General features: G+C 72.4%; 22 protein-coding genes. 15 read left to right on the plus strand and 7 right to left on the minus strand.

The annotated features are described in order from the left end of the window. Positions 1 to 53 precede the first annotated feature (53 nt). Positions 54 to 707, plus strand: coding sequence for an exonuclease domain-containing protein (locus WMF14_RS47445; protein WP_437797426.1), 654 nt, complete (start codon positions 54 to 56; stop codon positions 705 to 707). Here WMF14_RS47445 and WMF14_RS47450 read toward each other — a convergent pair. Then, positions 643 to 1149 (minus strand): MarR family winged helix-turn-helix transcriptional regulator, encoded by a 507-nt coding sequence (locus tag WMF14_RS47450; protein WP_437797428.1) that lies wholly within the window; start codon positions 1147 to 1149, stop codon positions 643 to 645. The two genes, WMF14_RS47445 and WMF14_RS47450, sit on opposite strands and share 65 nt — an antisense overlap. A gap of 50 nt (positions 1150 to 1199) precedes the next feature. Between WMF14_RS47450 and WMF14_RS47455 the strand changes: the two genes are divergently transcribed. From WMF14_RS47455 to eutB, 3 genes are all read left to right on the plus strand, one after another. After that, positions 1200 to 1877 carry a DUF4336 domain-containing protein gene (locus tag WMF14_RS47455; RefSeq protein WP_437797430.1) on the plus strand — a complete coding sequence of 226 codons (678 nt, stop codon included), beginning with the start codon at positions 1200 to 1202 and terminating at the stop codon, positions 1875 to 1877. 157 nt (positions 1878 to 2034) lie between these two features. Beyond that, positions 2035 to 3447, plus strand: a complete 1413-nt coding sequence (locus tag WMF14_RS47460) for an ethanolamine ammonia-lyase reactivating factor EutA (protein ID WP_437797432.1) — start codon at positions 2035 to 2037, stop codon at positions 3445 to 3447. Between the two features lie 39 nt (positions 3448 to 3486). After that, positions 3487 to 5688, plus strand: coding sequence for an ethanolamine ammonia-lyase subunit EutB (gene eutB, locus WMF14_RS47465; protein ID WP_437797434.1), 2202 nt, complete (start codon positions 3487 to 3489; stop codon positions 5686 to 5688). Positions 5689 to 5697: 9 nt separating this feature from the next. Here the strand turns inward: eutB and WMF14_RS47470 are convergent, their stop codons facing one another. After that, a complete protein-coding gene (locus WMF14_RS47470) occupies positions 5698 to 6564 on the minus strand; it encodes an AraC family transcriptional regulator (RefSeq protein ID WP_437797436.1) in 867 nt (288 codons plus the stop codon). A gap of 120 nt (positions 6565 to 6684) precedes the next feature. Between WMF14_RS47470 and WMF14_RS47475 the strand changes: the two genes are divergently transcribed. From WMF14_RS47475 to WMF14_RS47485, 3 genes are all read left to right on the plus strand, one after another. Continuing rightward, entirely contained in the window at positions 6685 to 7335 is a 651-nt protein-coding gene (locus WMF14_RS47475; protein WP_437804422.1) for a glutathione S-transferase family protein, read from the plus strand. Positions 7336 to 7459: 124 nt separating this feature from the next. Further along, positions 7460 to 8476: an aldo/keto reductase gene (locus WMF14_RS47480; RefSeq protein ID WP_437797438.1), complete on the plus strand. Its 1017-nt coding sequence runs from the start codon at positions 7460 to 7462 to the stop codon at positions 8474 to 8476. A gap of 27 nt (positions 8477 to 8503) precedes the next feature. Beyond that, the gene (locus WMF14_RS47485; RefSeq protein ID WP_437797439.1) at positions 8504 to 9340 is read left to right on the plus strand and encodes a helix-turn-helix domain-containing protein; all 837 of its coding nucleotides are present in this window, start codon (positions 8504 to 8506) and stop codon (positions 9338 to 9340) included. A gap of 39 nt (positions 9341 to 9379) precedes the next feature. Here WMF14_RS47485 and WMF14_RS47490 read toward each other — a convergent pair whose 3' ends face one another. Next, the gene (locus tag WMF14_RS47490; RefSeq protein WP_272096581.1) at positions 9380 to 10192 is read right to left on the minus strand and encodes an alpha/beta hydrolase; all 813 of its coding nucleotides are present in this window, start codon (positions 10190 to 10192) and stop codon (positions 9380 to 9382) included. Between the two features lie 421 nt (positions 10193 to 10613). Then, positions 10614 to 11711, minus strand: a complete 1098-nt coding sequence (gene hisC / locus WMF14_RS47495; protein WP_437797441.1) for a histidinol-phosphate transaminase — start codon at positions 11709 to 11711, stop codon at positions 10614 to 10616. 204 nt (positions 11712 to 11915) lie between these two features. Between hisC and WMF14_RS47500 the strand changes: the two genes are divergently transcribed. Together WMF14_RS47500 and WMF14_RS47505 are read left to right on the plus strand one after the other, a co-directional pair. Next, positions 11916 to 12473: a glycine cleavage system protein R gene (locus WMF14_RS47500; protein WP_272096583.1), complete on the plus strand. Its 558-nt coding sequence runs from the start codon at positions 11916 to 11918 to the stop codon at positions 12471 to 12473. 34 nt (positions 12474 to 12507) lie between these two features. Next, on the plus strand, positions 12508 to 13449 hold the full coding sequence (locus WMF14_RS47505) for a hypothetical protein (RefSeq protein ID WP_437797443.1): 942 nt from the start codon (positions 12508 to 12510) through the stop codon (positions 13447 to 13449). Between the two features lie 14 nt (positions 13450 to 13463). Here WMF14_RS47505 and WMF14_RS47510 read toward each other — a convergent pair whose 3' ends face one another. Beyond that, positions 13464 to 14249, minus strand: a complete 786-nt coding sequence (locus WMF14_RS47510; protein WP_272096585.1) for an HAD family hydrolase — start codon at positions 14247 to 14249, stop codon at positions 13464 to 13466. A 216-nt stretch (positions 14250 to 14465) separates the two neighbouring features. Between WMF14_RS47510 and WMF14_RS47515 the strand changes: the two genes are divergently transcribed. Further along, positions 14466 to 15254, plus strand: coding sequence for a Uma2 family endonuclease (locus tag WMF14_RS47515; protein ID WP_272096586.1), 789 nt, complete (start codon positions 14466 to 14468; stop codon positions 15252 to 15254). Between the two features lie 54 nt (positions 15255 to 15308). Here the strand turns inward: WMF14_RS47515 and WMF14_RS47520 are convergent, their stop codons facing one another. Next, positions 15309 to 16079: an SDR family oxidoreductase gene (locus WMF14_RS47520; protein ID WP_272096587.1), complete on the minus strand. Its 771-nt coding sequence runs from the start codon at positions 16077 to 16079 to the stop codon at positions 15309 to 15311. Positions 16080 to 16234: 155 nt separating this feature from the next. Between WMF14_RS47520 and WMF14_RS47525 the strand changes: the two genes are divergently transcribed. From WMF14_RS47525 to WMF14_RS47540, 4 genes are all read left to right on the plus strand, one after another. Further along, positions 16235 to 17101 carry a helix-turn-helix transcriptional regulator gene (locus WMF14_RS47525; RefSeq protein WP_437797445.1) on the plus strand — a complete coding sequence of 289 codons (867 nt, stop codon included), beginning with the start codon at positions 16235 to 16237 and terminating at the stop codon, positions 17099 to 17101. A 216-nt stretch (positions 17102 to 17317) separates the two neighbouring features. Further along, on the plus strand, positions 17318 to 18427 hold the full coding sequence (locus WMF14_RS47530) for a M23 family metallopeptidase (protein WP_437797447.1): 1110 nt from the start codon (positions 17318 to 17320) through the stop codon (positions 18425 to 18427). A 147-nt stretch (positions 18428 to 18574) separates the two neighbouring features. Further along, entirely contained in the window at positions 18575 to 19264 is a 690-nt protein-coding gene (locus WMF14_RS47535; protein ID WP_437797449.1) for an MgtC/SapB family protein, read from the plus strand. A 240-nt stretch (positions 19265 to 19504) separates the two neighbouring features. Next, positions 19505 to 21958: a protein kinase domain-containing protein gene (locus tag WMF14_RS47540; protein WP_437797451.1), complete on the plus strand. Its 2454-nt coding sequence runs from the start codon at positions 19505 to 19507 to the stop codon at positions 21956 to 21958. A gap of 6 nt (positions 21959 to 21964) precedes the next feature. Here WMF14_RS47540 and WMF14_RS47545 read toward each other — a convergent pair whose 3' ends face one another. Beyond that, positions 21965 to 23476 (minus strand): hypothetical protein, encoded by a 1512-nt coding sequence (locus WMF14_RS47545; protein ID WP_437797453.1) that lies wholly within the window; start codon positions 23474 to 23476, stop codon positions 21965 to 21967. A 113-nt stretch (positions 23477 to 23589) separates the two neighbouring features. Here WMF14_RS47545 and WMF14_RS47550 point away from each other — a divergent pair, with 113 nt between their 5' ends. After that, entirely contained in the window at positions 23590 to 24531 is a 942-nt protein-coding gene (locus WMF14_RS47550; RefSeq protein ID WP_437797455.1) for an FHA domain-containing protein, read from the plus strand. Positions 24532 to 24641: the final 110 nt, after the last annotated feature.

Below are 24641 nucleotides of genomic sequence, written 5' to 3' on the forward strand. Positions count from 1 at the left end.
CCTCGGGCCATCTCGGCCGCAGACTCCCCGCAACGAATTCAAGGAGAGAGCCGATGTCTTCCCTCACTCACTACCTGGTCATCGATCTCGAGGCGACCTGCAGCGACGACCCCGCCTTCCCCCGCGACGAGATGGAGATCATCGAGGTCGGCGCCGTGCTCGTCGATGCCGGCACCCTGCGGCCCGCCGCGGAGCTGCAGTGCTTCGTGCGTCCGATCCGACACCCGCGCCTCTCGGCGTTCTGCATGCGGCTGACGAGCATCCGTCAGGCCGACGTCGACGCCGCGCCGCGATTCCCCGCGGCGGCGGCGCGGCTGAGAGAGCTGGTGCGCGGAAAACAGGCGCTCTTCTGCTCCTGGGGCGGCTACGACAAACGCCAGATCGAGCGCGACGCCCGCCGCCACGGGGTGGCGCTGCCCTTCGGCGGCGATCACCTCAACCTCAAGCGGGCCTTTGCCCGCCGCCTCGGCGCCGAGCGCGAGCTCGGCGTGGGGCAGGCCCTGCGCCGGGTCGGCCTCTCGTTTCAGGGGACGCAGCACCGCGCCATCGACGACGCGCGCAACATCGCGCGGCTCCTGCCGCACGCGCTGGGCCTCGAGCCCCACCCTGCCGACGCTCCCCGGAGCCCCGCCGGGCCGGCGCTCACCGGCCCTCAGGCGGCGTCTCCGGGACCTCCGGCGCTTCCAGCGCCGCGAGCAGCGCGGTGAGCCCCTTCTTCAGCGAGGCCATCTGCTTCTGGCCCATGGCTCGCGTGAGCTCCTCCTCCAGCTCGTGCAGCACCCCGAGCCCGTGGAGGAGCGTCTTCAGCCCCTGCGGCGTGAACCGCACCCGCTTCGCCCGCCGGTCGTCCGGATCGGGCGTCCGCTCCACGACGCCCGCCGCCTCGAGCTCTTCCACGACCTGACCCACCGCCTGCTTCGTCACGCCGGCGCGCTCCGCCAGGTCCGTCAGCCGCGTGCCCTCGAGATCGATGTACGGCATGAGCGCCGTGTGCGCCCGGCGCACCCCGGGCGCGCCGCGCCGGGCGACGCGCGCCACCGCACGCTCGTCGAGCAGCCGCGCCGAGCGGAGCAGGAGCTGCCCGAGGCTCGCGCGCTTGCGCCGCGCGAGCTCGGCGACGTCGCAGGGATCGAGGTCGTGTTGGCTCATGATGGTCAAGCTACTTGACTAAATGGTCAAGCAGGTTTACCAATTGGAGCATGCTGCGACGGCTCGATCAATCCCTCTGGGTTGCGGAAGACTCGTTGAAGGTGGGGTTTCTCCGTTTTCCCGTGCGATCTCCGGTCGTGCGCCTCGAGGACGGCGGGCTGCTGCTCTTCTCGCCGCTCCCGAGCGTGGAGCGGGAGGCGGACGAGATCCGCGCGCTCGGCGAGGTGCGGGCGATCGTGGCGCCGAACCTGCTGCACCACCTCGGCCTTTCGCCGGCGGCGCGGCAGTTCCCGGGGGCGCGGCTGTACGGTGCACGGGGGCTCCGCGAGAAGCGCCCTGACGTGACGTTCACCGGCGTGCTCGACGGCGCGCCGGACCCGCTCTGGTCCACGGAACTCGACCAGGCGGCGGTCGGCGGGATGCCGAAGCTCGAGGAGGTGGTCTTCTTCCACCGGCCGAGCAGGACCCTCTTCGTCTGGGATCTCTGCTTTCACATCGCGCAGAGCGATCACCTCCCGACGCGCCTCTTCATGCGCCTCAACGGCGCCTACGGGAGGTTCGGCCCGTCGCGCATCGCGCGCTCGATGATGCGCGATCGCGCGGCGGTGCGCGCGTCGGTGGAGCGGATGCTCGCGTGGGAGCCGGAGCGCATCGTGGTGGCGCACGGCGACGTCGTCGAGCGCGGCGGCCGGGCCGCGCTGCAGGGCGCGTTCGAGCGGGTGCTCTGACGTCCCTGACGTCGAGCAGCGCCCGAGCGGGTGCCCTGACGTCCCTGACGTCGAGCAGCGCCCGAGCGGGTGCTCTGACGTCCCCGGCGTGGAGCGACGCCCGAGCGCCGGTGCGGTAGGACGGTGGCCTGGCCATGAAGATCAGGACCGTCCGGTGATGGGCGCCCAGGTCACCCTGCTCGGCCTGGATTTCGGCTCCACGACGAGCTGCGCCGTGGCCGCCTCGGCGACGCTCACGCGCGCCGCGGGCAGCGGCCGGGTGGAGCTCGGCGCGCTGGAGGAGCGGTACCGATCGGAGATGGCGCTCACGCCCTTCGCCGGCGACGCGCTCGATCTCGACGCCGCGGCGGCGCTCCTCGATCGCTGGCTCGCCGAGGCCGGCGTGGCGCCCGGGGCCCTCTTCGGCGGCGGGGCGATCGTCACCGGCCTCGCCGCGCGCCGGAGGAACGCCGACGCGCTCGCGGCGCTGATCCGCGCGCGCGTCGGCGAGGCGCTGCTCGCCGTCGCCGAGGACCCTTGCCTCGAGTCCTGGGTGGCTTTCATGGGCAGCGCCGCTCCCCTGTCGCGCGCGCGCCCCGGCGAGCCCCTCGTCAACCTGGACATCGGCGGCGGCACCACGAACATCGCGCTCGGCCTGGCCGGCGAGGTCCAGCGCACCGGCTGCCTCCTCGTGGGCGCGCGCCACGTCGCGCTCGACCCGCGCTCGCGCCGCCTCCGCGCGCTCTCGCCCGAGGCCCTCGCCGCCTTCGACCACCTCGGGCTCCGCCGCGGCCCGGGCGAGGTGCTCCCGCAGGCCGAGGCCGAGGCCGTCGTCGCCTTCTATGTGGATCTGCTCGAGGCGGCGATCACGGGGCGCGCCGACGCCTTCGACGCGCCCGCGGCAGCGCGCCACGTGCAGGTGCCCTTCGCGCTGCCAGAGGGGATCGCGGCGCCCACCCTCACGTTCTCCGGCGGCGTTGGCGAGCTGATCTACGCCGGTCTGGCCGGGTGCCCCCTGCTCGAGCCGGCTCACCACGGCGATCTCGGCGTGGATCTCGCTCGCGCGATCCTCGCTTCACCTCGGCTGAGCGCGCGGGTGGCGACGCCGGCCAGCATGGGCCGGGCGACGGCGTATGGCCTGCTGCGCCACGCCACCCAGCTCTCCGGCGCGACGCTGTTCCTCCCGCGCCCCGAGCGCTTGCCCCTGCGCGACCTGCCCATCCTGGCGCGCCTCTCGCCGGTCTCTTCCGACGCCGAGCTCGATCACGCCGTGGACCTCTTCCGCCGGAGCACCCGCGGCGGCTGCCTGGAGATCGCCGTCGACGACGTCTCGGCGGCCACCCTCAAGCGCCTCGGCGCGCGCATCGCCGGCGCGCTGCGCCGGGCCGGACCGATCCCGGAGCACCCCCTCGTGCTGCTCACCGCGAAGAACGCGGGCAAGACGCTCGGGGGCTACGTGACCGGCTGGGGCGCGCTGCCGATCGACCTCCTCGTCATCGACGAGGTGCAGGCGCACGGCGCCCGGTTCGTCCAGGTCGGCCGCCTGTGCGATCAGATCCTGCCAGTCTCGTTCTACGGGATGACGCCATGACGTCGCTCGGCGAACCTTCCGTGAAGGGAGGAGCGCGACGTGAAGGAACCGACCCCGCTCGATCGGATCGAGGTCCCTCGCCCCCGGACCGACGTCGTCTATGCGGCCCGCCTGCCCGGCCCCGGCGGCTCGTTCCGCGGCCTGAAGCGGCTCCTCGGCGCCGCCGACTGCAGCAAGGCCGGCGATCGACACGCAGGCCTCGCGGCGAGCGACGACGCGGAACGGGAAGCCGCGCGGGAGCTGCTCGGCGAGCTGACCCTGGAGCACCTCCACGATCATCCGCTCACCGACGCGCGGGGCGAGATCGACGCGGTGATGCGCGTCAATTACGACATCGACCGAGACGCCTTCGCCCCGATCGCCTCGCTGCGCCTCGGCGAGCTCAAGGACCACCTGCTCAGCGCCCCCGGCCCGGAGGTGGCGCGCCTCGGCCGCGCCCTGACCGGGGTCATGGCCGCGGCGCTCGCCAAGCTCTGCGACGTGCACGAGCTCGTGTACCTCGCCCGCAAGATCAGCCGCCCGACCCGCGCCCGCACGCTCCTCGGCGCCCCCGGCACGCTCGCCTCGCGCCTCCAGCCGAACCACCCCACCGACGATCTCCGGGGCATCACCCTGCTGCTCTACTGGGGCCTTTCCATCGGCGCCGGCGACGCGCTGCTCGGCGTCAACCCCGCGGCCGGCACGGTGGAGACCACCGCCGCGATCCTCCGCCACCTCGACCGCATCCGCCGGGCGGCCGGCGTCCCCACGCAGATATGCTGCCTGTCGCACCTCAAGGTGCAGCTCGCCGCGCTCGACCAGGGCGCGCCCGTGGAGATCCTCTTTCAGAGCCTGGCAGGCACCGAGTCGTGCTGTGTCACCGAGTTCGACGTCACCGTGGATCTCATCGACGAGGGCTATCGCCGCATGGCCGCGCGCGGCCCGCTCGCGGGCCAGGCCGAGCAGTTCATGTATTTCGAGACCGGCCAGGGCAGCGAGCTCACGTACGGCAAGCACGAGGGCATCGACATGGCCACGGCCGAGGCGCTCTGTTATGGCCTCGCCCGCCGCTGGGACCCGTTCATGCTCAACAACGTCACCGGGTTCATCGGCCCGGAGACGCACCTCGACGACCGCGAGATGATCCTCGCGAACCTGCAGGACCATTTCATGGGCAAGCTCCTCGGCGTGCCCATGGGCATGGCCCCTTGTTACACCCTCCACGCCCACGTCACGCTGGAGGGCCAGCAGATGGCGACGCAGCTCCTCACCGCGGCGGGCGCCAATTACTACATGGATGTCTGTCTCAACACCGATCGCATGCTCGCTTATTTCGACACGAGCGGGCACGACGTGCAGACCTTGCGGGAGCTCCACGGCCGCGCGCCCGGCGGCGAGTTCCTGGAGTGGGCCCTCGCGCGGGGCATCCTGGCGCGCGCGGGGGAGGGGCAGGGCGAGGCGGGCGCGATCACCCGCGGGCCGCGCTTCGGCGACGTGCGGCAGTTCTGCCCGGACGAGGCCGAGCTCGCCGAGCTGCTCGCGGCCACGCCCGCCGCCCACGGCTTCGCCACCGCCGGTCCGCGCCCGGCCAACGCGGTGAGCCGCCGCGGTCGCCGTGACGAGGCCATCGCGCGGGCGGCGCTCGCCACCGAGCTGCGCGAGGACGAGCTGGCCCGCGTCGCCGCGTTCCGCCTCATCTCCACGACGGCGGCCAGCAAGGGAGAGCACCTCGGCTCCGCCGACGCGGGGGCACGCCTCTCCACGGAGAGCGCCGCCCGGCTCGCGCCGGAGGAGGCCGAGGTGCAGATCGTCGTGTCGGACGGGCTGAGCGCCGAGGCCGTCCACCGCAACCTCCCTGACCTGCTCCCCGTCCTGCTGGACGGCCTCGGGGCGCGCGGCGTGACCGTCGGCCAGCCGCTGCTTGCGCGTTACGGCCGGGTGAAGCTCGCGGAGGCCGTCGCAGAGCGGCTCGGGGCGCGGCTGGTCATCGTGCTGCTCGGGGAGCGTCCGGGCAGCGGCGAGCTGGCGTCGAGCAGCCTCTCAGCCTACCTCGCCTACCGCCTCACGCCCGGCGCGGACCAGGAGGCAGCCGCCGCCTTCAGCGGCAATCCCATGATCGGCTTCGAGTACACGGTGATCTCCAACATCCACGCTGGCGGGCTGCCCGCCGCGGAGGCGGGGGGCGTGATCGTCGAGAGGGTATCGGCGGTGCTCGCCCACCGCGCGGCCGGCAACCGGCTGGAGGCGTCGCTCACCGGCTAGCACCGCGGGTCATCCTGCCGGGAGGTCGTGCTTCGGCGATACGCCGAACTTGCGCGTGTAATCGCGGCTGAACTGCGCCGCGCTCTCGTAGCCCACGTCGAATGCCGCCGCGGAGACCGAGGTCGCGCCGGCGCGGAGCAGGCGGCGGGCCTCGAGGAGCTGCAGGCCCTTTCGATACTGGAGCGGTGACGACGCCGTGATCGCCTTGAAGTGCTTGTGAAACGAAGACGCGCTCATCCCCACGCTGCGCGCGAGCTCGGGGATCTCGACGGGCGATCGGAAGTCACGCCGCAGCTGTGCGATCGCGCGGGCGATCGCGCTGGCGTGGCTGTCATGGCGGATCAGGTCGCGCAGCATGCCGCCGAACGGCGCCGTCGCGAGCCGGTAGTGGATCTCGCGCGAGACGAGCGGACCGAGCACCGCTGCATCCATTTGCGCGTCCGCGAGCGCGAGATAGCGATGGAGCGCGTCGACGAGCCTGGCATCGCAGGTGTGGACCGCGAGCGAGCGAGACTGCGCGGCGGAAGGAGGCAAGTCATCCATTGCCTGGTACAGGTCGCGCAGCGTATCCAGCTCGATGTCGAAGAGCAGCACGAGGTAAGGGGCCTTCGTGACGCGCGCGATCACCGGAAGGTCGTGGCTGATGAGCAGACACTCGCCAACGCTCATCGGAAACGAATCGGCTCCCAGTACTGTTTCTTTTCGCCCCTGGAGGACAAGGCCCATGACCGGCTCGTAGACCGCGGCTTCGAACGAGGTCGGCTGGTGGTGCCGGAGGATGCCGAGGTTCTTCAGCGGTCGCACGTACTGGCTAGCGCGGTCCTTCGGACGAGGGAGCTGGCGCGCAGCGAGCTCGGCGAGCGCCGCGAGGTTCATGCGTCGAGCGTAGCACCATGGCGCGTTTGTGTCTCCGGCGAGAGGATCGAGCAAGAAGCAGAGAGCTACCGGCAAGCATCTCGCGACGTGGGGTCGTACATTGAGGTCATGGCGAACAACATGCTGACCGTGCATCACCTCGGGCGTTCCCAGTCGGAGCGGATTGTCTGGCTTTGCGAGGAGCTCGGGCTCGACTATGAGCTGAAACGGTATGAGCGGCGGAAGGACAACAGGATGGCGCCGCCGGAATACAAGGCGCTGCACCCGATGGGGACGGCGCCGATCCTCACCGACGGGCAGCTGGTGCTCGGCGAATCCGGGGCGATCGCCGACTATCTGATCGCGACCCATGGCGAGGGGCGGCTCGCCGTACAGCGCGGCCAGCCCGGATTCGCCGACTATCTTTACTGGTTCCACTTCGCCAACGGGACCTTGCAGCCGGCCGTCTTGCGGGTGTGGTACCTGGAGCGCGTCGATGCGTCGGAGAAGAATGCGGCGCTGCAGGCGGCGAAGGATCGGTTCAACCTGATCTTCTCCACGGTGGAGCAGCGCCTGGGCGAGGCGCCTTATCTCGCCGGTCCGGAGCTGACGGCGGCGGACATCATGACGGTGTTCTCGCTGACCACCATGCGGCTGTTCAAGCCGTACGATCTCTCGCCGTGGCCGAACATCCTGGCTTATCTGCAGCGGATCGGCGCGCGCCCCGCGTATCGGCGCGCGATGCAGAAGGCGGATCCGGACATGACGCCGTTGCTGGGGGCCGCTCCATGATCGAGGTGGCCGTCGGCCGCGGACCCGATCCGCGGGCCTGGCGCCCAGTCGGAGCGAGATGCCGGGGTCCCCGAATGTCCGGTTCTTCCAATCGGAGGCCGCGAGCGCGTGGCATGAACACCCCATGACCCACCTCGACGCCACGATGAGACGCTCCCCGATCCGATCGACTCCGCTGGGCAAGACAGGGCCCAGCGTCTTTCCCGTCGGCCTCGGCTGCATGGCGATGTCCGGCGCCTACGGCCCGGCCGAGGACGCCGAGGGCGTGGCGACGATCCGCCACGCCATCGAGCGAGGGATCACCCTGATCGACACCGGAGACTTCTACGGCAACGGGCACAACGAGTTCCTCATCCGGCGCGCGATCGAGGGGGTGCGCGACAAGGTCCAGCTGTCGGTGAAGTTCGGCGCGATGCGCGGCCCGGACGGCGCCGCGCTGGGCATCGACACCCGCCCGGCGGCCGTGAAGAACTTCGCGGCTTACAGCCTGCATCGGCTGGGCGTGGAGGTCATCGATGTGTACCGCCCCGCGCGTCTCGACCCGCAGGTGCCCATCGAGGACACCGTCGGGGCCATCGCCGATCTCATCAAGGCGGGCTTCGTCCGGCATATCGGGCTGTCCGAGGTGGGGGTCGAGACGATCCGGCGCGCGAGCGAGGTGCACCCGATCGTGGACCTGCAGATCGAGTACGCGATCGCGACGCGCGGGCCCGAGGCGTCCATCTTTCCTGTCCTCGCGGAGCTCGGGATGAGCGCGACGCTCTACGGGGTCTTTTCGCGGGGGCTGCTCACCGGCAGCAAGCCCTCGGGAAAGGGGGACTTCCGGCAGCACATGCCACGCTTCGCAGGCGAACAGGGCGCAAAGAACGCGAGCGTCGTCGAGAAGCTCCACGCCTTCGCCGGCGAGCGAGGGATGACGCCGGCTCAGGTCGCGCTCGCGTGGGTGCTGGCGAAGCAGCCCACGCTGGTGCCGATCGTCGGGGCCCGCACGCGAGCCCAGCTCGACGACGCCCTCGTGGCCCTCGACAAGCCGCTGTCGGCGGGCGACGTCGCGGCGCTCGAGAGCCTCGTGCCAGCGGGCGCGATCGGCGGCACGCGCTACCCCGCCCAGCACATGAAGGTTCTCGACAGCGAGCGGTAGCCGATCGATGCGGCCACCCGCGTCGGCTTGAACGGCCGCACGAGAGGCGTAAGAGTGATGAACGTGGCCGCAGCGATGGATCTCCCCACCCTCACGCTCCCGCGCTTCGTCGAGGACGTCCGTGAGGTCGCGGCACCCCCCGGTCAGGTGTTCGATGTCGAGTGGCTTCCCGACGGCAGAACGGGCCTCTTTTTTCGAGCGCTCGAGGGTGGGCGCGAGGGGGACGTGTGGGTCGCGGGCCCCCGGACGCGCGCGGTATTCAAGAGCAAGACCGGCATCGCGCGGACGGTCACCCTTCGGTTCAAGCCTGGCTGGTCGGTTCCGCTGCTCGGCGTGGCAGCGAGCGAGCTCACGGACCAGATCGTTCCGCTGGAGGACGTGTGGGGCCGCGCGGCGTGCGAGCTCTGCGGTGAGCTGCTCGCCGCGAGGAGCCGCGCGGACCTGATGGACCGCGTCGCCCGGGCCCTCGCCCTCCGCGCCGGCCAACCCTTCGAAACGGCATCGGGGCAGCTCGCCCGTCGTGCGGTTCGCTTGCTCGAAGGGGGCGAGGTCCGGGTGGAGCGTGTCGCCGATCGGCTCGGCGTCACGGCGCGGCATCTTCGCCGCGCTTTCATCGAGAACGTCGGCATCGGCCCGAAGGAGTTCGCGCGGACCGTCCGCCTGCAACGCGCGGTGCGAATGGCAGCGACCTCGTGCGACTGGGCGCGTATCGCCGCAGACGCGGGCTATTATGACCAGGCCCACCTCATCGCCGATTTCCGTCAACTCGTCGGGCTCACACCGGGCGCGTTCTTCAAACGCGCGGGCGGCCGGATGACCCAACCGAAGCTCATCATGTGGGATTTCGCTTTGCCTGTCCGGTAGCTCGCCACGACGACCTCCCAGCGCGCAGGCCCGATCGCCCTACCCCAGGAGATGGAGCCGCAGGAACCCCAGGATGCTCCTGATCGTCTCTCGCGAAGCCTCGCTGTCGTCGAGCAGATCGAACGCGTGCGGCGCGGCGGCGTGGTTCACGAGCGTCACTGGCAGGTTGCGGGCCAGCGCTCCGGCGACGAAGTCATCGATCGTCTCGTTCAGGTGAGGCATCCTGTCCTGCCCTGCCCTGGCGATGAACAGGGGCAGTTCCGGAGGGAGGTCGTCGATCGACTTCCCGGCGCACGGGTTGACGAACCGGAACTGCGCCGCCGCCTCCGCGACGCGGGTGGACGCGCCGAGATCGAGCATGAAGCCGTAGCAGAGGGCGGCGCACCGGAGCGAGCCGCTCGCTCCCCGCATCAGCGCCGACAGGGCCATGGGGACGTTGCCGGAGCAGGCCCACAGGCCGATCCGGCGCTCGTCGATCCCGAGCGAGGCGGCGTTCTGCCGCAGGTGCTCGAGCAGCGCGTGGAGATCGGACGGCTCCCGGTTCGTGTAATTGATGCCCACGAGCCCGGAAGCGGCCACCAGCCGTCCCCACGACGTGGACTGCCCTATCTCCTTGCGTTTGCAGCCGAACACCGACTCGAACCCCGGATCCGGATATCCGGACACGAAGACGACGGCAGGCGCCCGTGCCACGGCTGCCGATGTTGGTGGAGCGTAGAGGTCGAAGGTCAAGGCGCCTGCATCGGTCGCCTGGTACTCGATATCCCTGCGGAGGATGACGGCATCCATTCCGGGGATCTCGAGGACCGCCGTCTTCTTCATCATCTGGGCTCGCTCGGATTCTTGGCTCATCTGTGCTTCTCCTCTGCTGTGGTGTCGACCAGCGCCGCTCGATGACAGCGCACCGCGCAGGGACCCTGGGACGCAAGCGCACGGCCCGCGCGGGCGGCCGATGAGGTACACGCCGCCGAGCGATCTGGAGCCCCCAACAACGACGACGACGAGAGTACGACCACCAATGCGCCAAGGAGAGAAATTCAGGTTTCTCCTGGCGTCCCTGGTGTCTTGGCGGTTTTCTTATGCAGGCGCGGTCGATCACCGCTCTGGAAACAGAAACGCCAGCCGGGTCTGGGCTGGCGAGGTGCACCCGAAGCTAGCAGCCCGCGGATCCCATGGCAATCCCGAGGGAGCGGGTGACGACAGACCGTCGCGCGGGCTGCTCTGGTGACGCAAAAGAGCTCTTCTTTTTCGTCTTTGAATCGAGCGGCTCAGCTCATGATGCGCCCGCGGCCCCGGCGGCGCGCGACAGCTCGTCGATCGCCCCGAGCAGCGCGTCGCTCTGCTCCGGCGTGCCCACCGTGATCCGCAGCTTGTCCTGGATGCGCGGCGCGTCCCAGTAGCGCACGAAGATCGCGCGGTCGTAGAGCGCCCGGTACATCGCCTGCGCCGACAGCCCTCCTGCCGGCGGCGCCGCCAGGACGAAGTTGCTCTGGCTCGGCGCCACAGTGAACCCCTTCTGCCGGAGCGCCCCCGTGAGCCGGGCGCGCTCGGCGATCACCTTCTCCCAGCTCTTCCTCGCCTCGCCCCGCGCGGACAGCGCCGCGGTGGCCGCGGCCTGCGAGAGGATATCCGTGTTGTAGCTGTCGCGGGCCTTGTCGAGCGTCTCGATGAGCCGCGGGTGACCGAGCCCGTACCCGAACCTGAGCCCCGCGAGGGAGTAGCCCTTGCTCAGGGTCCGCAGCAGAAGCACGTTGTCGAGCCCCCGCGCCGGGTCGAGCAGCGGCGTCGCGTCGAACTCCGCGAAGTCGACGTACGCCTCGTCGATGAGGAGCACGCCGCGGAACGCCCGCGCGACGCGCTCGAGCTTGTCGAGCGGCTCCTGCCGCCCCGACGGCGCGTGCGGGTTGACGAGGAGCGCGAGCCGGCAGCCCTGCTCGTTCAGGCGCTGCGCGAAATCCTCCGGGACCGACCAGTCCTCCGCGAGGGGGACCTGGGTGATCGTCGTGCCGTGGATCTCCGCGAGCACGTCGTAAAGCGAGTAGGTCGGGTACGTCTCCCCGATGCCGCGGCCGCCGGGCTCGCAGAACACCGTCACGGCCATGCGGAGCAGCTCGTCGCCGCCGTTCGTGGCGATCACCTGCTCGGGCGACAGGCCATGGAGCCGCGCCGCGGTCTCGCGGAACTGCTGCGCCCGGGGCGGCGGGTACCGGCGGAGCTGATCGGCCGAGACGTCCCGGATCGCCTCGAGCACGGCGGCCGGCGGCGGGTACGGGTTCTCGTTCGTGTTGAGCTTGACCACGTCGGCCCGCTGCGGCTGCTCACCGGGCGTGTAGGGCGTGAGGCGATGGATGTTGTCGCGTTCGTACAGCATGGGGATGGCCGTCTCTCGCCCACTGGCTCGCCGGAGACAAGCGCCTCGTCGTCGGCGTGAGGCGCGCGCGGCGCTCGATCCCGGCCGCCCTCGGCGGGAGCTCGGCCGGAGGGCACGGACGGCGTTGCCCGGGCGCTCGTCGTGCGACCCGCGCGGCCCGCGGCGAGGTGCGCGGGCTGCGCGGATCGGACTAAGATGCGCCGCATGACGACGACGCCCGAGCCTGAAGTCTTCCTGGTCCTCTCCTGCCTCGGTCCTGACCGGACGGGCATCGTCGCGGAGGTGACCCACTACCTGACGGAGCGCGGCGCCAACGTGGAGGACAGCCGGATGGCGGTGCTCGGCGGCGAGTTCGGCATCCTCCTGCTCGCGTCGGGGCCCCCCGGCGCGATCGAGGCGGTCGAGCGCGACACGGAGTCGCTCACCCGCGCGACGGGGCTCACGGTGCAGAGCCGCAGGACCAAGAGCCCCGAGTCGCACCGGCGCGCGGCGACCATCCCTTGCGTCATCTCCGTCGACGCGCTCGATCACGAGGGCATCGTGCGCGCGGTGTCGCGCGCGCTCCACGGCGTCGGCGTCAACATCGTCTCGCTCGAGACCTCGGCTTACGAGGCGCCTGTCACCGGCTCGCAGCTCTTCCGGATGGAGGCCCGCGTCGACGTCCCCGCCGGGGTGACCGTTACCCAGCTCCGCAAGGCGATGGATGCGGTCGCGGAGTCCGAGAACCTCGACATCGACGTCCGCTCGCTCATCAAGGGCTGACCGCGCCGCGCGAGAACCGGTATCCTCGCGGGCCATGCCCTTCAGCAATCTGAGCTCCCCCCGCAAGGTGCACGGCCTGGACGCGGAGATCCGAGGCGCCGCGGTCCTCGCGAGCCCCGGGCTCGTCGCGATGATCTCGACCGATCCGGTGCGCCTCGGCGTCTGCCCGATCGGCGGCTCCGGCGCGAAGACGACGAACCTGTCGTTGCCCTCGGCGCACGACGTGGCGCTCCTGTCGAAGGACGTCGCCGTGGTGCGGAGCGGTGACGACGCGGTGTGGGCGCTGCTCGGCATCACGCACGGCCCGAAGCTCGATCAGGTCGGCCGGGACGCGCGGCAGCTCGCCACGCGGCCGTCGGGCGAGACGGCGCTCGCGCTCGGCTGGGACGGCAGCGCGACGGAGCTCAAGCTCGACAAGACCGAGGTGAACGGCCGCACGTTCGCGGTGCGCGGCTCCGCGCGGGCGTTCGATCTGACCGAGACCGAGGCGCATGTGGTGATGGACGGCGCGGGGGAGGGCGGAGAGCTCCGCGTCCACCCCGGCGCGACGCCCGAGCCGGGCCCGACGCTCCGCGCCTCGCTGCCGCGCGCGGCCCAGAACCTCGATCGCGTCCGCGGCGGCCCGAAGCTGACGGCTGTGTACAAGCGCGGCGCGAGCGCGGCCTGCGCGGTCGTGAGGTCGTCGGGCAAGCTCGCGGCCAAGATGCTCGCGTTCGCCGATCCCGTCGCCGACGTCGCCGTCCTCGAGTCGAGCCTCTTCGTGGCCTTCGCGGACGGCCGCGTCGCGCTGTTCGACGGCGCCGCCATCGAGGCCGCCTCCGGCGCGCCCATCGCGCCGACGGCGAGCGTCACGCTCGGCGCCCGCGGCGAGCCCGCCGTGCTCGCGGTCGCCGGCAAGGGGTCGCCGACCCTGTGGGTCGGGACGAGCGCCGGGGAGATCTGGAGCCTGGCGATCGTCCGCAAGCAGGGCGGCTGAGGGGGCGCCGCGGCTCACGCCGCGCGCGCCGCGATCTGCCCCTCGACCAGCGCGTCCGGATCGAGCTGGTCGAGCGTCGTCACGACGCGATCCGCCCCCGCCGCGGCCAGCAGCGCCTCGTCGGCGAGCCGCGCCACGCCGATCGAGGTCATCCCGGCCGCCTTCGCGGCCTGCACCCCGGAGGGGGCGTCCTCGATGACGAGGCAGCGCGGCGGCGGGACGCCGAGCGCGCGCGCGGCGGCCAGGAACAGGTCCGGCGCCGGCTTTCCGCGCGCCACGGCGGCGCCGCAGAGGTCGGCGTCGAACAGGTCGAGCAGCGTCGCGCCCAGCGCGACCGGCGCGCGGCGGGGGTTCTGGTGCTCGACGAAGGCGTCGACGCGGATCCTGCGGAGGAGCTCGCTGGCATTCCTGGACGACGACGCCGCCGCGAGGAGCACGCCGCGCGCCTTGAGCTCCAGGATCAGCCGCGTCGCGTCAGAGAACACGACGAACTTCCCCGCCGCGATCTTCCGGAGCAGCACCTCCTGCTTGCGCTCGGCGTAGACCCCGGCGCGCTCCGCCGCGTCGGGCACGCCGAAGTAGTCGAGCGCCGCGCGCGCGCCGCTCTCGCGCGCCTTGCCGGCGACCTCGCTCTGGTAGACGGCCGTCGTGAACCGCTCCGGCGCGTAGCGCGTCTCGGGCGCGATGGCGCGCCACTCGGTCGCCATCAGCGCCTCCAGCGCCTCCTGCCAGGCGCGCTCATGCGGCGAGTCGACAACCACCCCATCGACGTCGAAGAGGACTCCCCCGAGAGGACGCATGCCGCTGACATGGCGCCGGCGCGACGGATCGGGAGCCCCGCGGCGCCTCGACGACGCCGCGCACAGCGCGCTGGAGCGCGCCGGCGACAGCCGCGCGCGGCGCCGTATCGCGCCTCCTCCGGCTCCGTCCGGCGGCGCGCCACGGCCGCCCGCCGCGGGCGATCGCGCCCGCCTGTGGCTCCCGCCGCTCCGCTCGGGGTGCTACCGTGCGGGCTCGTGCTGCCTGCCCGTTCCGGAGCCGCTCCCCCTGCGACGCGCCTGCCGCGAGCGCTCGTCGTCCGCGACCCGGATCCCGAGGAGCTCCGCGCGACCATCGACTGGTCGGACTGGTACCTGGACGACGCGGACGGCATCGGCGCGTGGGGCGAGCACGACGAGATCTCCCGCCTGCTCCTCTCCTCGATCGCGCAGCTCGCGCGCGAGCGCGGCTGGACCGACCACCACGCCGGCGCCGATCGGTTCTTCGCCTGGGTGCGCGAGGAGCCGCTCGTGCGCGTCTCGCCGGACGTCTACCTCCTCGATCACCGGCCCGCGCCGCCGCTGCCCAAGCAGTGGCAGACCTGGCTGCCCGGCCACCGGCCGCCGCGCTTCGCCCTGGAGATCGTGGCGAGCGACTGGCAGAAGGCCTACGAGGACGTCCCGCTCAAGTACTGCCAGCTCGGCTGCCCAGAGCTCGCGATCTTCGATCCGCTGGCCGCCACGCACCGGCCGCCGGCGGGGCGCGTGGCGCTCCAGGCCTACCGGCGCGACCCCGACGGCGCATATGTCCGCGTGTATGCCGGCGCCGGGCGCGTGTGGAGCCCCGCGCTCGACAGCTGGCTCTGCGTGATCGGCGCCGGGGCCGAGGCCCGGCTCCGCCTCACGCGCCCCGGCGGCAAGGGCGAGCTCGTGCCCACCCAGGAGGAAGCCGCGGCGATCGAGGCCCGCGCGCGGGAGGCGGCCGAGGCGCGCGTGCGCGAGCTGGAGGCGCGCGTGCGCGAGCTGGAGCAGCTGGAGCACGGGTAGCGCGCAGCGCGCGTCACGGCGCCGCGAGCGGTTCCGGTCGCGAGGAGGCGCCGGTCAGACCTGCTGGGTCGGCATGATGGTGACGTGCGCCAGGTTGACGTGCCGCGGGAGGCCGGCCGTGAAGGCGATGGTGCTCGCCAGGTCGTCCGCCGTGAGCCACGTGATCTGCTGCCTCGCCTCGGCGATCCACGCTTTTGCGGCCTCGTCGGTCATGTGGCTCTGGAGCTCCGTGTTGACGAACCCAGGCTCGATGACCGAGACGCGGACGTGCTTCGGTCCGAGCTCGGCGCGCAGGTTGCGCGAGAGGTGGGTGACAGCGGCCTTGGTGGCGCAATACACGGCGAACGTCGGAAAGACGCCGTGCGCGCCGATCGACGAGATGTTGATGAGGTCCGACGGGCCGCCCCGCTTCGCTGCCGCGACCAGCGGATCGACGAACGCGTCGACGACCCGCATCGCGCCGGTGAGGTTGACCTCGATCATCTGCTCGAAATCGGCGATCCGATGCTCCTCGACGCCGGACGGCAACATGACGCCGGCGTTGTTGATCACGAGGTCGACGGGTCCGAGCTCGGCTGCGATCGACCGCGCGGCGTCGGCGACGGCGGCCCTGTCCTTGGCGTCGAAGGCGAGCGCGAGCGCGCGCCCGCCCGCGGCGCGGATGCCCTCGGCCAGCGAATCGAGGCGGTCTTTGCGACGCGCGAGGAGCGCGACGGCGGCGCCCTGCGCTGCGAGCTTGCGCGCGGTGGCCTCACCGATGCCGCTGGAGGCCCCGGTGACGACGGCGATGCGACCTGCGAGAGGAAGATGCTGAGACTGAGACATGGTGCCAGCTCCTGGTTGGGTCCCCGATCGGGGGTGCCCGCAATCTGGAGCTCCGCGTCGAGGCTAGGCAGACGTGCCGCGAACCTAGGATCCGCAATCCCTGGATAGGGGAGCGCGAACAGGGCATCTTTCGGTGCGTGCCCGGGGCGCGCGCGATGGTGAGCGACAGGCGGAGCGAGCTGGCGGATTTCCTCCGAGGGAGGCGGATGCGCGCGGCGCCGATCGCGGGCGGCGCGTTCGCGGGGAAGCGGCGGCGCACGCCGGGCCTCAGGCGCGAGGAGATCGCGCAGCTCGCCGGGCTCAGCGTCGACTGGTACACGCGGCTCGAGCAAGGGCGTGACGTGAACCCGTCGCGCGAGACGCTCGAGGCGATCGCGCGCGTGCTGAAGCTCGACGACGACGAGCGAGGTCACCTGTTCTACCTGGCGCGGCCCGAGCCCGCGCGGGCCGCGGCGCGCCAGGAGAGGGCCGAGCCGGCGATGGCGCGCGCGCTCGAGGCGATGCGCGTCCCGGCGCTCGTCTTCAGCCCCCGTTTCGACGTGCTCGCGTGGAACGGCGCGGCGCGCCGCCTGCTCGTGGACTTCGGCGACGTCCCCCCGCGAAGGCGCAACCTGCTCTGGATGACCTTCCACCATGCGGCCTACCGCGCGCGCTACGCGGAGATCGGCGTGATCGAGCGAGAGGTCGTGGCCGCCTTCCGCTTCAGCGCGAGCTCGTACGTCGGAGATCCGGAGTTCGACGCGCTCGTCGCCGAGCTGCTCGAGACGAGCGAGGCGCTCCGGGCGATCTGGGCGCGCCACGAGGTCCGCGCCAAGGTGAGCGGCGCGAAGGCCTTCCGCGTCGAGGTCCAGGCCGCGGGGGGCCGCGACGCCGACGGCGCCGGGCCGCTCGTCCTCGAGTGGCACACGCTCGCCTCGACGACGTCGAGCCGCCAGCAGCTCGTCTACTACACGGCGCGCGCGGCGGGCGGACCCGAGGACGAGCGCCGCCTCGCGGCGCTGTGCGGGGCCGACAGCGGATGATGAGGGGCGCGCTGATCCAGCTGCGCGGTAGGAGAGCTGAGCGCGCTCGATGCCTGCGTGCCCGAGGAGACCTGTCGCGGCAGCGATGCGTCCTCGAAGGGGCCCGCCGGGCGGCCGGGGTTGACGGGAACGGCGCTCGCGCATAGCGTCCGCATGTCTCGTGCCCCTGTCACTGCCGCCAAGGCCCGCCGGTGCCATGGCGCAGGGTGATCTCTGATGCCCGGTGGAAGCCTCAAGCGACCCGAGCCCCCTTCCGACGGCTGGTCGCCCCGCACCGAGGCCTCGGTGTGGCTCGGGCTCGGGCTGCTCGGCGTCGGGGTCGCGTGGTTCGCGGTGCGCGCCATCGAGATCGACAGGTCGCTCGACGCCGCGAGCCGGCAGCTCGCGAGCGCCGGGCCTCCGGACGCGCCGCCGCCCGCGCCGGCTCCCGACGCGGGCGCTGAACCGCACCTCGCGCTGGCCTGGACCGTGGGAGCCCCGGACGAGCCGACGGAGCCGCTGGCGAGCGTGCGGCGGGCAGCCGAGGAGCTGCTCGCGCGGCGCCTCCCTCACGGGCTCCGTCGCGGGGCGGTGATCCGCGCCGTGGCCGAGGCCGCCAGGGCGCCGAAAGAGCCTCGTGTTCTGGCGCTCGACGTGCGGGCGGCGGGGCAGCCGGAAGCCCGCTTCTACCGGTTCGACGACAACGCCACGGGGCGGCTGGTCGACGAAGACGGACGCGAGCTCGTGCCGAACCCGTGGCAGGCGCCGCTCGCCACGCTGCGTCGGACGTCGCCGTTCAACCCCAAGCGGATGCACCCCATCCTGCACCGCGTGAGGCCGCACGAGGGCACGGACTACGGCGCGCCGTCGGGAACCCCGGTCTATGCCGCGCTCGAGGGCAGCGTCTCCTGGGTGGGGCCGCATGGTGGTCACGGCAACTGGGTCGCGATCCAGCACGACAACGGAGTCGAGACAGGCTACGCGCACCTCTCGAGGTTCGCGGCGGGCCTGAAGTGCGGGGACCACGTGGCGACCCATCAGCTGGTCGGCTACGTGGGGTCGACCGGGCGCTCGACGGGGCCGCACCTGCACTTCAGCGCGAGCCGCAACGGCGTCTACTTCGACGCGGAGACGCTGCTCGCGATGCGCCTGCGGGAGCTCCCCGCCGATCAGCGCGACGCGTTCCGCACGGAGAAGGGAGAGCTCGACCGCGAGCTCGACGACATCGGGGATCCCCTCCCCGCCGCGTCGCGGCCCGGAGGCGGGGACGAGCCGGCGTCGCCGGCGAACGATTCCGTGTCGCAGCCGCGCGCGGCCGCGTCGGGCGCCCGGCGCCAGCGGCGGTGACCGCCGGCGAGGCCGCCCGGCGGCCTTGTCTCCCCTGCGCGTCGGCGAGCCCTATGTACGGGGACGCGCCGCTACGCGTCCGGCCAGGGCGCGCGCGGGCGCAAGCGCAGCGCAAGCCTCGGCGACCCTCGGGAGGTGCAAGCACACATGGACACCATGCACGTCGACCTGTTGAGCCGGATCGTCGCGGGCGCGGCGCTCGGGGGCGTCATCGGATACGAGCGCGATCGCCACGGCCGCCAGGTCGGGCTCAGGACGCACCTGCTCGTCGCGATGGCCGCGGCGACGTTCATGGTCATCTCGGTGAAGTTCGTCTACTTCCAGCATTACGGAAAGGAGGATCTGGTCGTCGTCGACTCCTCGCGCATCGCCGCGTCGATCGTCGCCGGCATCGGCTTCCTCGCCGGCGGCTCCATCCTGCGCACCGGGACCACGGTCCAGGGCATCACGACCGCGGCGGGCCTGTGGCTCGTGACGGCGATCGGCATGTGCTCGGGCGCGGCGATGTACGTCGAGGCCGTCGTCGTCACGCTCCTGGGCGTGCTCGCGCTCACGGCGCTCCGCCGCTTCGAGGACAAGGACGACCGCAGCACCCGGCGACGGATCGCCCTCGTCCTGGGCGAGGAGTCGGCCGGCGTGGCTGACATCATGAAGGCGCTCGAAGCGCTCGGGGCCGTCGTCTCGGACATGGATTACGAGCGCCGCCTCGACGACAAGCGGCGCGTCAACGTGACGCTCGACGCGAGGATCCCGAACACGATCGGCGTGGAGACGCTGATTGACCAGCTCGCAAACCAGCCCGGGGTCCGGCGAGTCCACGTCCAGGCGCCCACGTGATGGAAGCCCCTCCGCGCGCGGTCGCGCGCCTCGCCCGGCGACCCCTCGCCGTCGACCGGCTTTTTAGCGAGAGGGCTTCGTCAGCAGCTTGCCATCCTACTTGCGAATGGTGGCACCGAGAAAATCAAAGCCGGTCTCGACATCGGTGACCTTGGACTTCTCCTGCGAGAGCTCCAGGCCACGCTCCGCGAGGAAGAGGGCTGTCCCGGCCGAGCTTTGCCGGTACCATCGCCGCGCCGCATGGCCTCGACGCTTTCGCCGAGCGACGACACGGAGAGCACCGCCACGGGCGCCGGGGCGGCGGGCGCGCTCGCGGGCGCGCTGGAGCTGCCCGAGCGCTACGAGGATCGGGGCCAGCTCGGCAGCGGCGGCTTCGGGGAGGTGCGGCGCGTCTGGGATCGCAAGCTCAAGCGCGCCGTGGCCATGAAGATCCTCCGGCCCGACGTGGCGCCGTCCGCGGCGCGCCGCGCGCGGTTCCTCGCCGAGATCGAGCTGACCGCGGGGCTGTCGCACCCGGGGATCGTGGCGGTCTACGACTACGGCGAGCTCGAGGGGGGACAGCTGTGGTTCACGATGGCCGAGGTGCGGGGGCGGACGCTGCGGTCGGTCATCGACGAGGCGTTCCGCGCGGGCGGCGGGCACGTGCCGCGGCGCCGGCTGCTCGATGTGTTCGCGCGCGTCTGCGAGACCGTGGCCTACGCGCACAGCCGCGGCGTCATCCACCGCGATCTGAAGCCGGCCAACGTGATGGTGGGCGCGTTTGCGGAGGTGCTGGTGATGGACTGGGGGATCGCCCGGAGCGCCGGAGAGCGGGAAGATGTCGCCGGGCCCGGCGCGGGGGCGGGCCGAGCGGCGGCGCCGGCCGGGCTGACGGGTGCGGGCGACATCATCGGAACCCCCGCGTACATGGCGCCCGAGCAGGCGCGCGGCGACGTGCGGCGGCACGGGCCCGCGACGGACACCTACGCGCTCGGGGCCATGCTGCACGACGTGCTCGTCGGCCGCCCGCCGCCCGCCGCGTCAACGAGGGTGGCGTCGGACGATCCGCCGCTGCTCGACGGGGCGCGCGGGACGTCCGACGTGCCGCCGGAACTCGCGGCCATCTGCCGGCGCGCCATGGCGCTCGAGGTGGAGGCGCGCTACCCGGACGCGGGCGCGCTGGCGCGCGACGTCGAGGCGTTCCTCGACGGCGCGCGGCGGCGCGAGCGGGCGCTCGCGGCGTTCGTGGGCGTGCGCGCGCTGGGCGAGGCGCGCGCAGATCTGTGGGCGCGGGCCGCGGCGGCGCGCGACGAGGCGCGGCGCGCGCTCGCGGGCGTGAAGCCGTCCGACGCCATCGAGGCCAAGGCGCCGGGCTGGGAGCGCGAGGACGAGGCCGAGCGGCTGGAGCGCGAGGCCTCGCTTCGGGATGCGGAGTGGATCCAGGCCGTGCACGGCGCGCTGGCGATCGACCCCGAGCTGCCCGAAGCGCACGGCGCGCTCGCCGACCACTACCGCGATCAGCTGCTCGACGCCGAGCGCGCGCGCCGCCTCGCCGATACCGCCCGCGCCGAGGTGCTGCTGCGCGCCCACGATCGCGGCAAGCACGCGGCGTTCCTGCGCGGCGACGGGGCCGTCACCCTGGTCACCGATCCGCCGGGCGCGCGCGTCACCGTGCACCGTTACGTGCTCCGGGGGCGGCGCCTCGTCGAGGAGCCGGCGGGCGAGCTGGGCCGTACGCCGCTCCATGCGGCGGCGCTGCCGCACGGCAGCTATCTCCTCCGCGTCTCGGCGCCGGGGCGCCGGGAGGTCCGCTATCCGGTGCTCGTCGAGCGCGGCGAGCACTGGGACAGCACGCCGTCCGGCGCGTCCGCGCCCGTCCCCATCGCGCTCCCGCGCGAGGGCGATCTCGGCCCCAACGAGGTCTACGTGCCCGCCGGGTACGCCTGGACCGGCGGCGATCCCGAGGCGGCCGACGCGCTGCCGCGGCGACGCATCTGGGTGGACGGCTTCGTCCTCCGGCGCTTCTCCGTGACCAACCGCGAGTTCCTGGAGTTTCTCGACGACCTCGCGCGGCAGGGCCTCGACAACGCGGCGCTGGGGCTGCCTGCGGCCCACCCCGGCGTCCTCGCGGAGGCGCTCGGGATGCCGGGGATCACGCGCGACGCCGCGGGCCGCTTCGCGCTGCGCCGCGACACGCCGGATCCGCCGCCCCAGGAGCGCTGGCCCGCGATCGTCGACGGCCACGTCGCCGGGACCTATGCGCGCTGGCTGGCGATCCGCACGGGGAAGCCGTGGCGGCTGCCGGACGAGATCGAGCGCGAGAAGGCGGCGCGCGGCGCCGACGGGCGGCTGTTCCCCTGGGGGGATCACGCGGAGCCGGCGTTCGCGTGCGTGCTGGAGATCCACCGCGGCGAGCCCACCCCGTGGCCCGTGGACGAGCCGCCCGCCGACGAGAGCCCTTATGGCGCGCGCGGGCTCGGCGGCACGGCGCGCGACTGGTGCGCGAACGTGTGGCGGCACGGCGGGCCGCCCGTGGAGGGCGGGCGGCTGCGGCTCGAGGCGGCCGACCCGGAGGACGACGATTTCCGCGCCATTCGCGGGGGCAGCTGGGGGAGCTCGATCGCGTACTCGCGCGCCGCCGTGCGCTTCGGCGCGCGCCCGGGGATCCGCCGGCCGCTCGTGGGCATCCGGCCGGCGCGCTCCTTTCCGGGCTGATCGGGATCAGGTCGCGGTGAGCACGGAGACGCCGCTCCCTGTGACAACCGCGAGGGCGAGCGTGGTGACGTCGCCGCTGGGGGTGAGCGCTGCGAGAGCCGGGTTCGCCAGCGCCTCACAGCCGGCGATCTGCTCAGGGAGCTGCGCGAAGCCAGACCAGCTCTTGCCGTCGTCGCTGGAGCAGATCCAGACGTTCTGGTCCGCGTCCGTGAACGCGAGGTACAGCCGGTTGAGGTAGACGCAGAAGCTCGGGTTCGAGAGGACCAGGGGGCTCGCGGGCTCCGGCGCCGAAGGATCGCTCGTGACCGTGAAGGTCGGCGCGTCCACCCAGAGGAGCGCCGTCTTGTGCCAGGACCACGATTCGGGCGAGGCCTGGACGTCGTGTGTCGCGTAGATCTCAATGGTCTGCGAGGCGGCGCCTTGCTGGGCGAGGAGCAGCTGCCCGTTATAGCCAATGAGCGCGGGCGCGCCCGCCGCTTCGACACCCGGGCTGCCATGGTTGGGAGACCAGCGCGACCCGTTCCATGTGCGCACGTGCACGTGGGGCTTCCCTGACGCGGTCAGGTAGGCCATGCACAACACGCTGGTCGATCCGGCGGAAAACACGCTCAGCGCCGGCGCGCTCGAGGCGCTGGCCCCGGTGTGGGTGCTCTTCGACCAGCCCTCGCCGGCGTTCGTGCACATCTTCACCGAGGACGAGCCGCTCTTCAGGTAGACGAGGTACAGCGTGCCGTCCAGCGAGGCCAGCGCCGGCTCGCCAGCGGCCGATATTCCAATCGAGGTCGGGTCCGACCACGTCGCGCCGTCCCCGGAGGTGGAACAGGAGACGGTGTTGTCGCTGGCGTTCGTGAATGCGAGGTAGAACATATCGTCCAGCTGCGCGAGCCCCACGCCGAGCGCGGCGCCGCCGACGGTCGCCGGCTGGTCCCACGACAGCGGCGATTGCGTCATCTTGTACCACGTGACGCCACCGGGGGAGCTCACCATGTTGTAGGTCAGGGTGATTCCGTTGCTGTCGACGGCATATTGCGGTGGACTTCCACTCTGCGTGCCGACATACCAGGTCACGGTCCCTCGCCAGGGCGTCTTGTGTTTGAGCGCGAAATCGAGCGCTACCTGGTCCCCGGCGGCGTTGGTGCCGAGGAACAGGCCGGCCGGGGGCAACGCCGATGCCGTCACCGGTGTCCACAGGCTCTGCGCGGGCATGTCGACCGGCGGCGGGGTTGAAGGGGCATTCCCCAGCTCCTCCCCTGGTCCGATCGTGATCTGGGTCGTCCCCGCCACGGGGTTCTTCAGATCATCGAGGAAGGTGGGATCGATCTCCCAGAGCTCCGTGTTCGTCGGGTAGCTGTTGGATGACGCCGGGTCGGTCACACCGAAACCCAACACCGGGCCCGTCACGTAAACAGCCCATGGCGCGCTGGTCACGCCCGAGATCGACAGCGAATATTTCATGTCCGGGGTGAGCTGATACGGCCGCGGCTTCGATCCCACGGAGGTCTCGTCGAGCTTCGTCATCCTTGTCCTCCTTGTCGATCCCACCTTTAAAGCACCTGCCGGGCAGCATCCATGACGCGAACCTTACAGCTGCCCCTTCTTTCCGCGCGGGGGACGGTGGTAGCCTCGCGACCGTGGCGATCCTGGAGCAACGCGGCGGCGGCACCCGGGCGGCGCTCGCGGCGCACGCGCTGGTGGGGCGGTCGTCGGTGTGCGCGGTGCGGATCGAGGTGCGGCTCGCCTCTGCGGAGCACGCGCGCCTGTCGTACCGCGACGGCGCCTGGTCGGTGCGCGATCTGGGCAGCAAGAACGGCACCTTCGTCAACGGCGAGCGCCTCGCGCCCGGGAGCGCGCGAGCCCTCGCCGGGGGCGACCAGCTCGCGTTCGGCGATCCGGAGGCGACGTGGACCCTCGCCGACGCCTCGCCGCCCGTGCCCATGGCGCGGCGGCTCTCCGACGGCGCGCTCCTCGCCGGCGCGGGCGCCCTGCTCGCCCTGCCCTCGGCGGACGATCTGCGCGCCTGCGTGGTGGAGGCCGAGGGCGGGAGCTTCCTGGTGGAGATCGACGGGCAATCGCGGCCGGCCCACGACGGCGAGGTCCTGCAGCTCGGGGGCGAGGCGTTCACGCTGCACCTGCCCACGCCCCCCGCCGCCACTGACGACGCGGGCGAGCACGCCGGCCGCATCGACGAGACCGAGCTGCGCTTCCGGGTCAGCCGCGACGAGGAGGCGGTCGAGCTCACCGTGTCGGGAGGCGGAGACGCGCGCGTGCTCCCGCCCCGCTCGCACCATTACATGCTGCTCACGCTGGCGCGCGCCCGGCTCCGGGACCGCGACGCGGGGTCGCTCGGCCCCCCGCAGCGCGGCTGGGTCTTCGTCGACGATCTCTGCCGGATGCTGTCGATGGACGAGAACAAGCTCAACGTCGAGATCTACCGGGTGCGGCAGGAGATGAGCGCCGCCGGCCTCGCCAAAGCCGCCGCGGTGATCGAGCGGCGCCGCAGCAGCCGGCAGCTCCGCGTGGGCACGGAGCGGCTGGTGATCACGCCGATGCCGGCGGCGGGCGTGGGCGCGTAAGACTCGTGTAATGGTGCTGTCGGGCGCGGCGGCTTAAGACTCCTCTGTACCCGCGGGGCGACGGGCAGGAGCGACGGCTCGCTCCACCCGTGCACCCCGCGCCACGGCGG

Source organism: Sorangium sp. So ce693, assembly GCF_051521375.1.
Taxonomy (GTDB): Bacteria; Myxococcota_A; Polyangia; order Polyangiales; family Polyangiaceae; genus Sorangium; species Sorangium atrum.

Coding starts and splice junctions, on each gene's coding strand:
- WMF14_RS47505 (WP_437797443.1), top strand. CDS start 12,508: ATGCCCTTCAGCAATCTGAGCTCCCCCCGCAAGGTGCACGGCCTGGAC.
- WMF14_RS47540 (WP_437797451.1), top strand. CDS start 19,505: ATGGCCTCGACGCTTTCGCCGAGCGACGACACGGAGAGCACCGCCACG.
- WMF14_RS47445 (WP_437797426.1), top strand. CDS start 54: ATGTCTTCCCTCACTCACTACCTGGTCATCGATCTCGAGGCGACCTGC.
- WMF14_RS47470 (WP_437797436.1), bottom strand. CDS start 6,564: ATGAACCTCGCGGCGCTCGCCGAGCTCGCTGCGCGCCAGCTCCCTCGT.
- WMF14_RS47535 (WP_437797449.1), top strand. CDS start 18,575: ATGGACACCATGCACGTCGACCTGTTGAGCCGGATCGTCGCGGGCGCG.
- WMF14_RS47530 (WP_437797447.1), top strand. CDS start 17,318: ATGCCCGGTGGAAGCCTCAAGCGACCCGAGCCCCCTTCCGACGGCTGG.
- WMF14_RS47455 (WP_437797430.1), top strand. CDS start 1,200: ATGCTGCGACGGCTCGATCAATCCCTCTGGGTTGCGGAAGACTCGTTG.
- WMF14_RS47475 (WP_437804422.1), top strand. CDS start 6,685: ATGCTGACCGTGCATCACCTCGGGCGTTCCCAGTCGGAGCGGATTGTC.
- hisC (WP_437797441.1), bottom strand. CDS start 11,711: ATGCTGTACGAACGCGACAACATCCATCGCCTCACGCCCTACACGCCC.
- WMF14_RS47490 (WP_272096581.1), bottom strand. CDS start 10,192: ATGAGCCAAGAATCCGAGCGAGCCCAGATGATGAAGAAGACGGCGGTC.
- WMF14_RS47460 (WP_437797432.1), top strand. CDS start 2,035: ATGGGCGCCCAGGTCACCCTGCTCGGCCTGGATTTCGGCTCCACGACG.
- WMF14_RS47525 (WP_437797445.1), top strand. CDS start 16,235: ATGGTGAGCGACAGGCGGAGCGAGCTGGCGGATTTCCTCCGAGGGAGG.
- WMF14_RS47500 (WP_272096583.1), top strand. CDS start 11,916: ATGACGACGACGCCCGAGCCTGAAGTCTTCCTGGTCCTCTCCTGCCTC.
- WMF14_RS47510 (WP_272096585.1), bottom strand. CDS start 14,249: ATGCGTCCTCTCGGGGGAGTCCTCTTCGACGTCGATGGGGTGGTTGTC.
- WMF14_RS47520 (WP_272096587.1), bottom strand. CDS start 16,079: ATGTCTCAGTCTCAGCATCTTCCTCTCGCAGGTCGCATCGCCGTCGTC.
- WMF14_RS47545 (WP_437797453.1), bottom strand. CDS start 23,476: ATGACGAAGCTCGACGAGACCTCCGTGGGATCGAAGCCGCGGCCGTAT.
- WMF14_RS47450 (WP_437797428.1), bottom strand. CDS start 1,149: ATGAGCCAACACGACCTCGATCCCTGCGACGTCGCCGAGCTCGCGCGG.
- WMF14_RS47480 (WP_437797438.1), top strand. CDS start 7,460: ATGACCCACCTCGACGCCACGATGAGACGCTCCCCGATCCGATCGACT.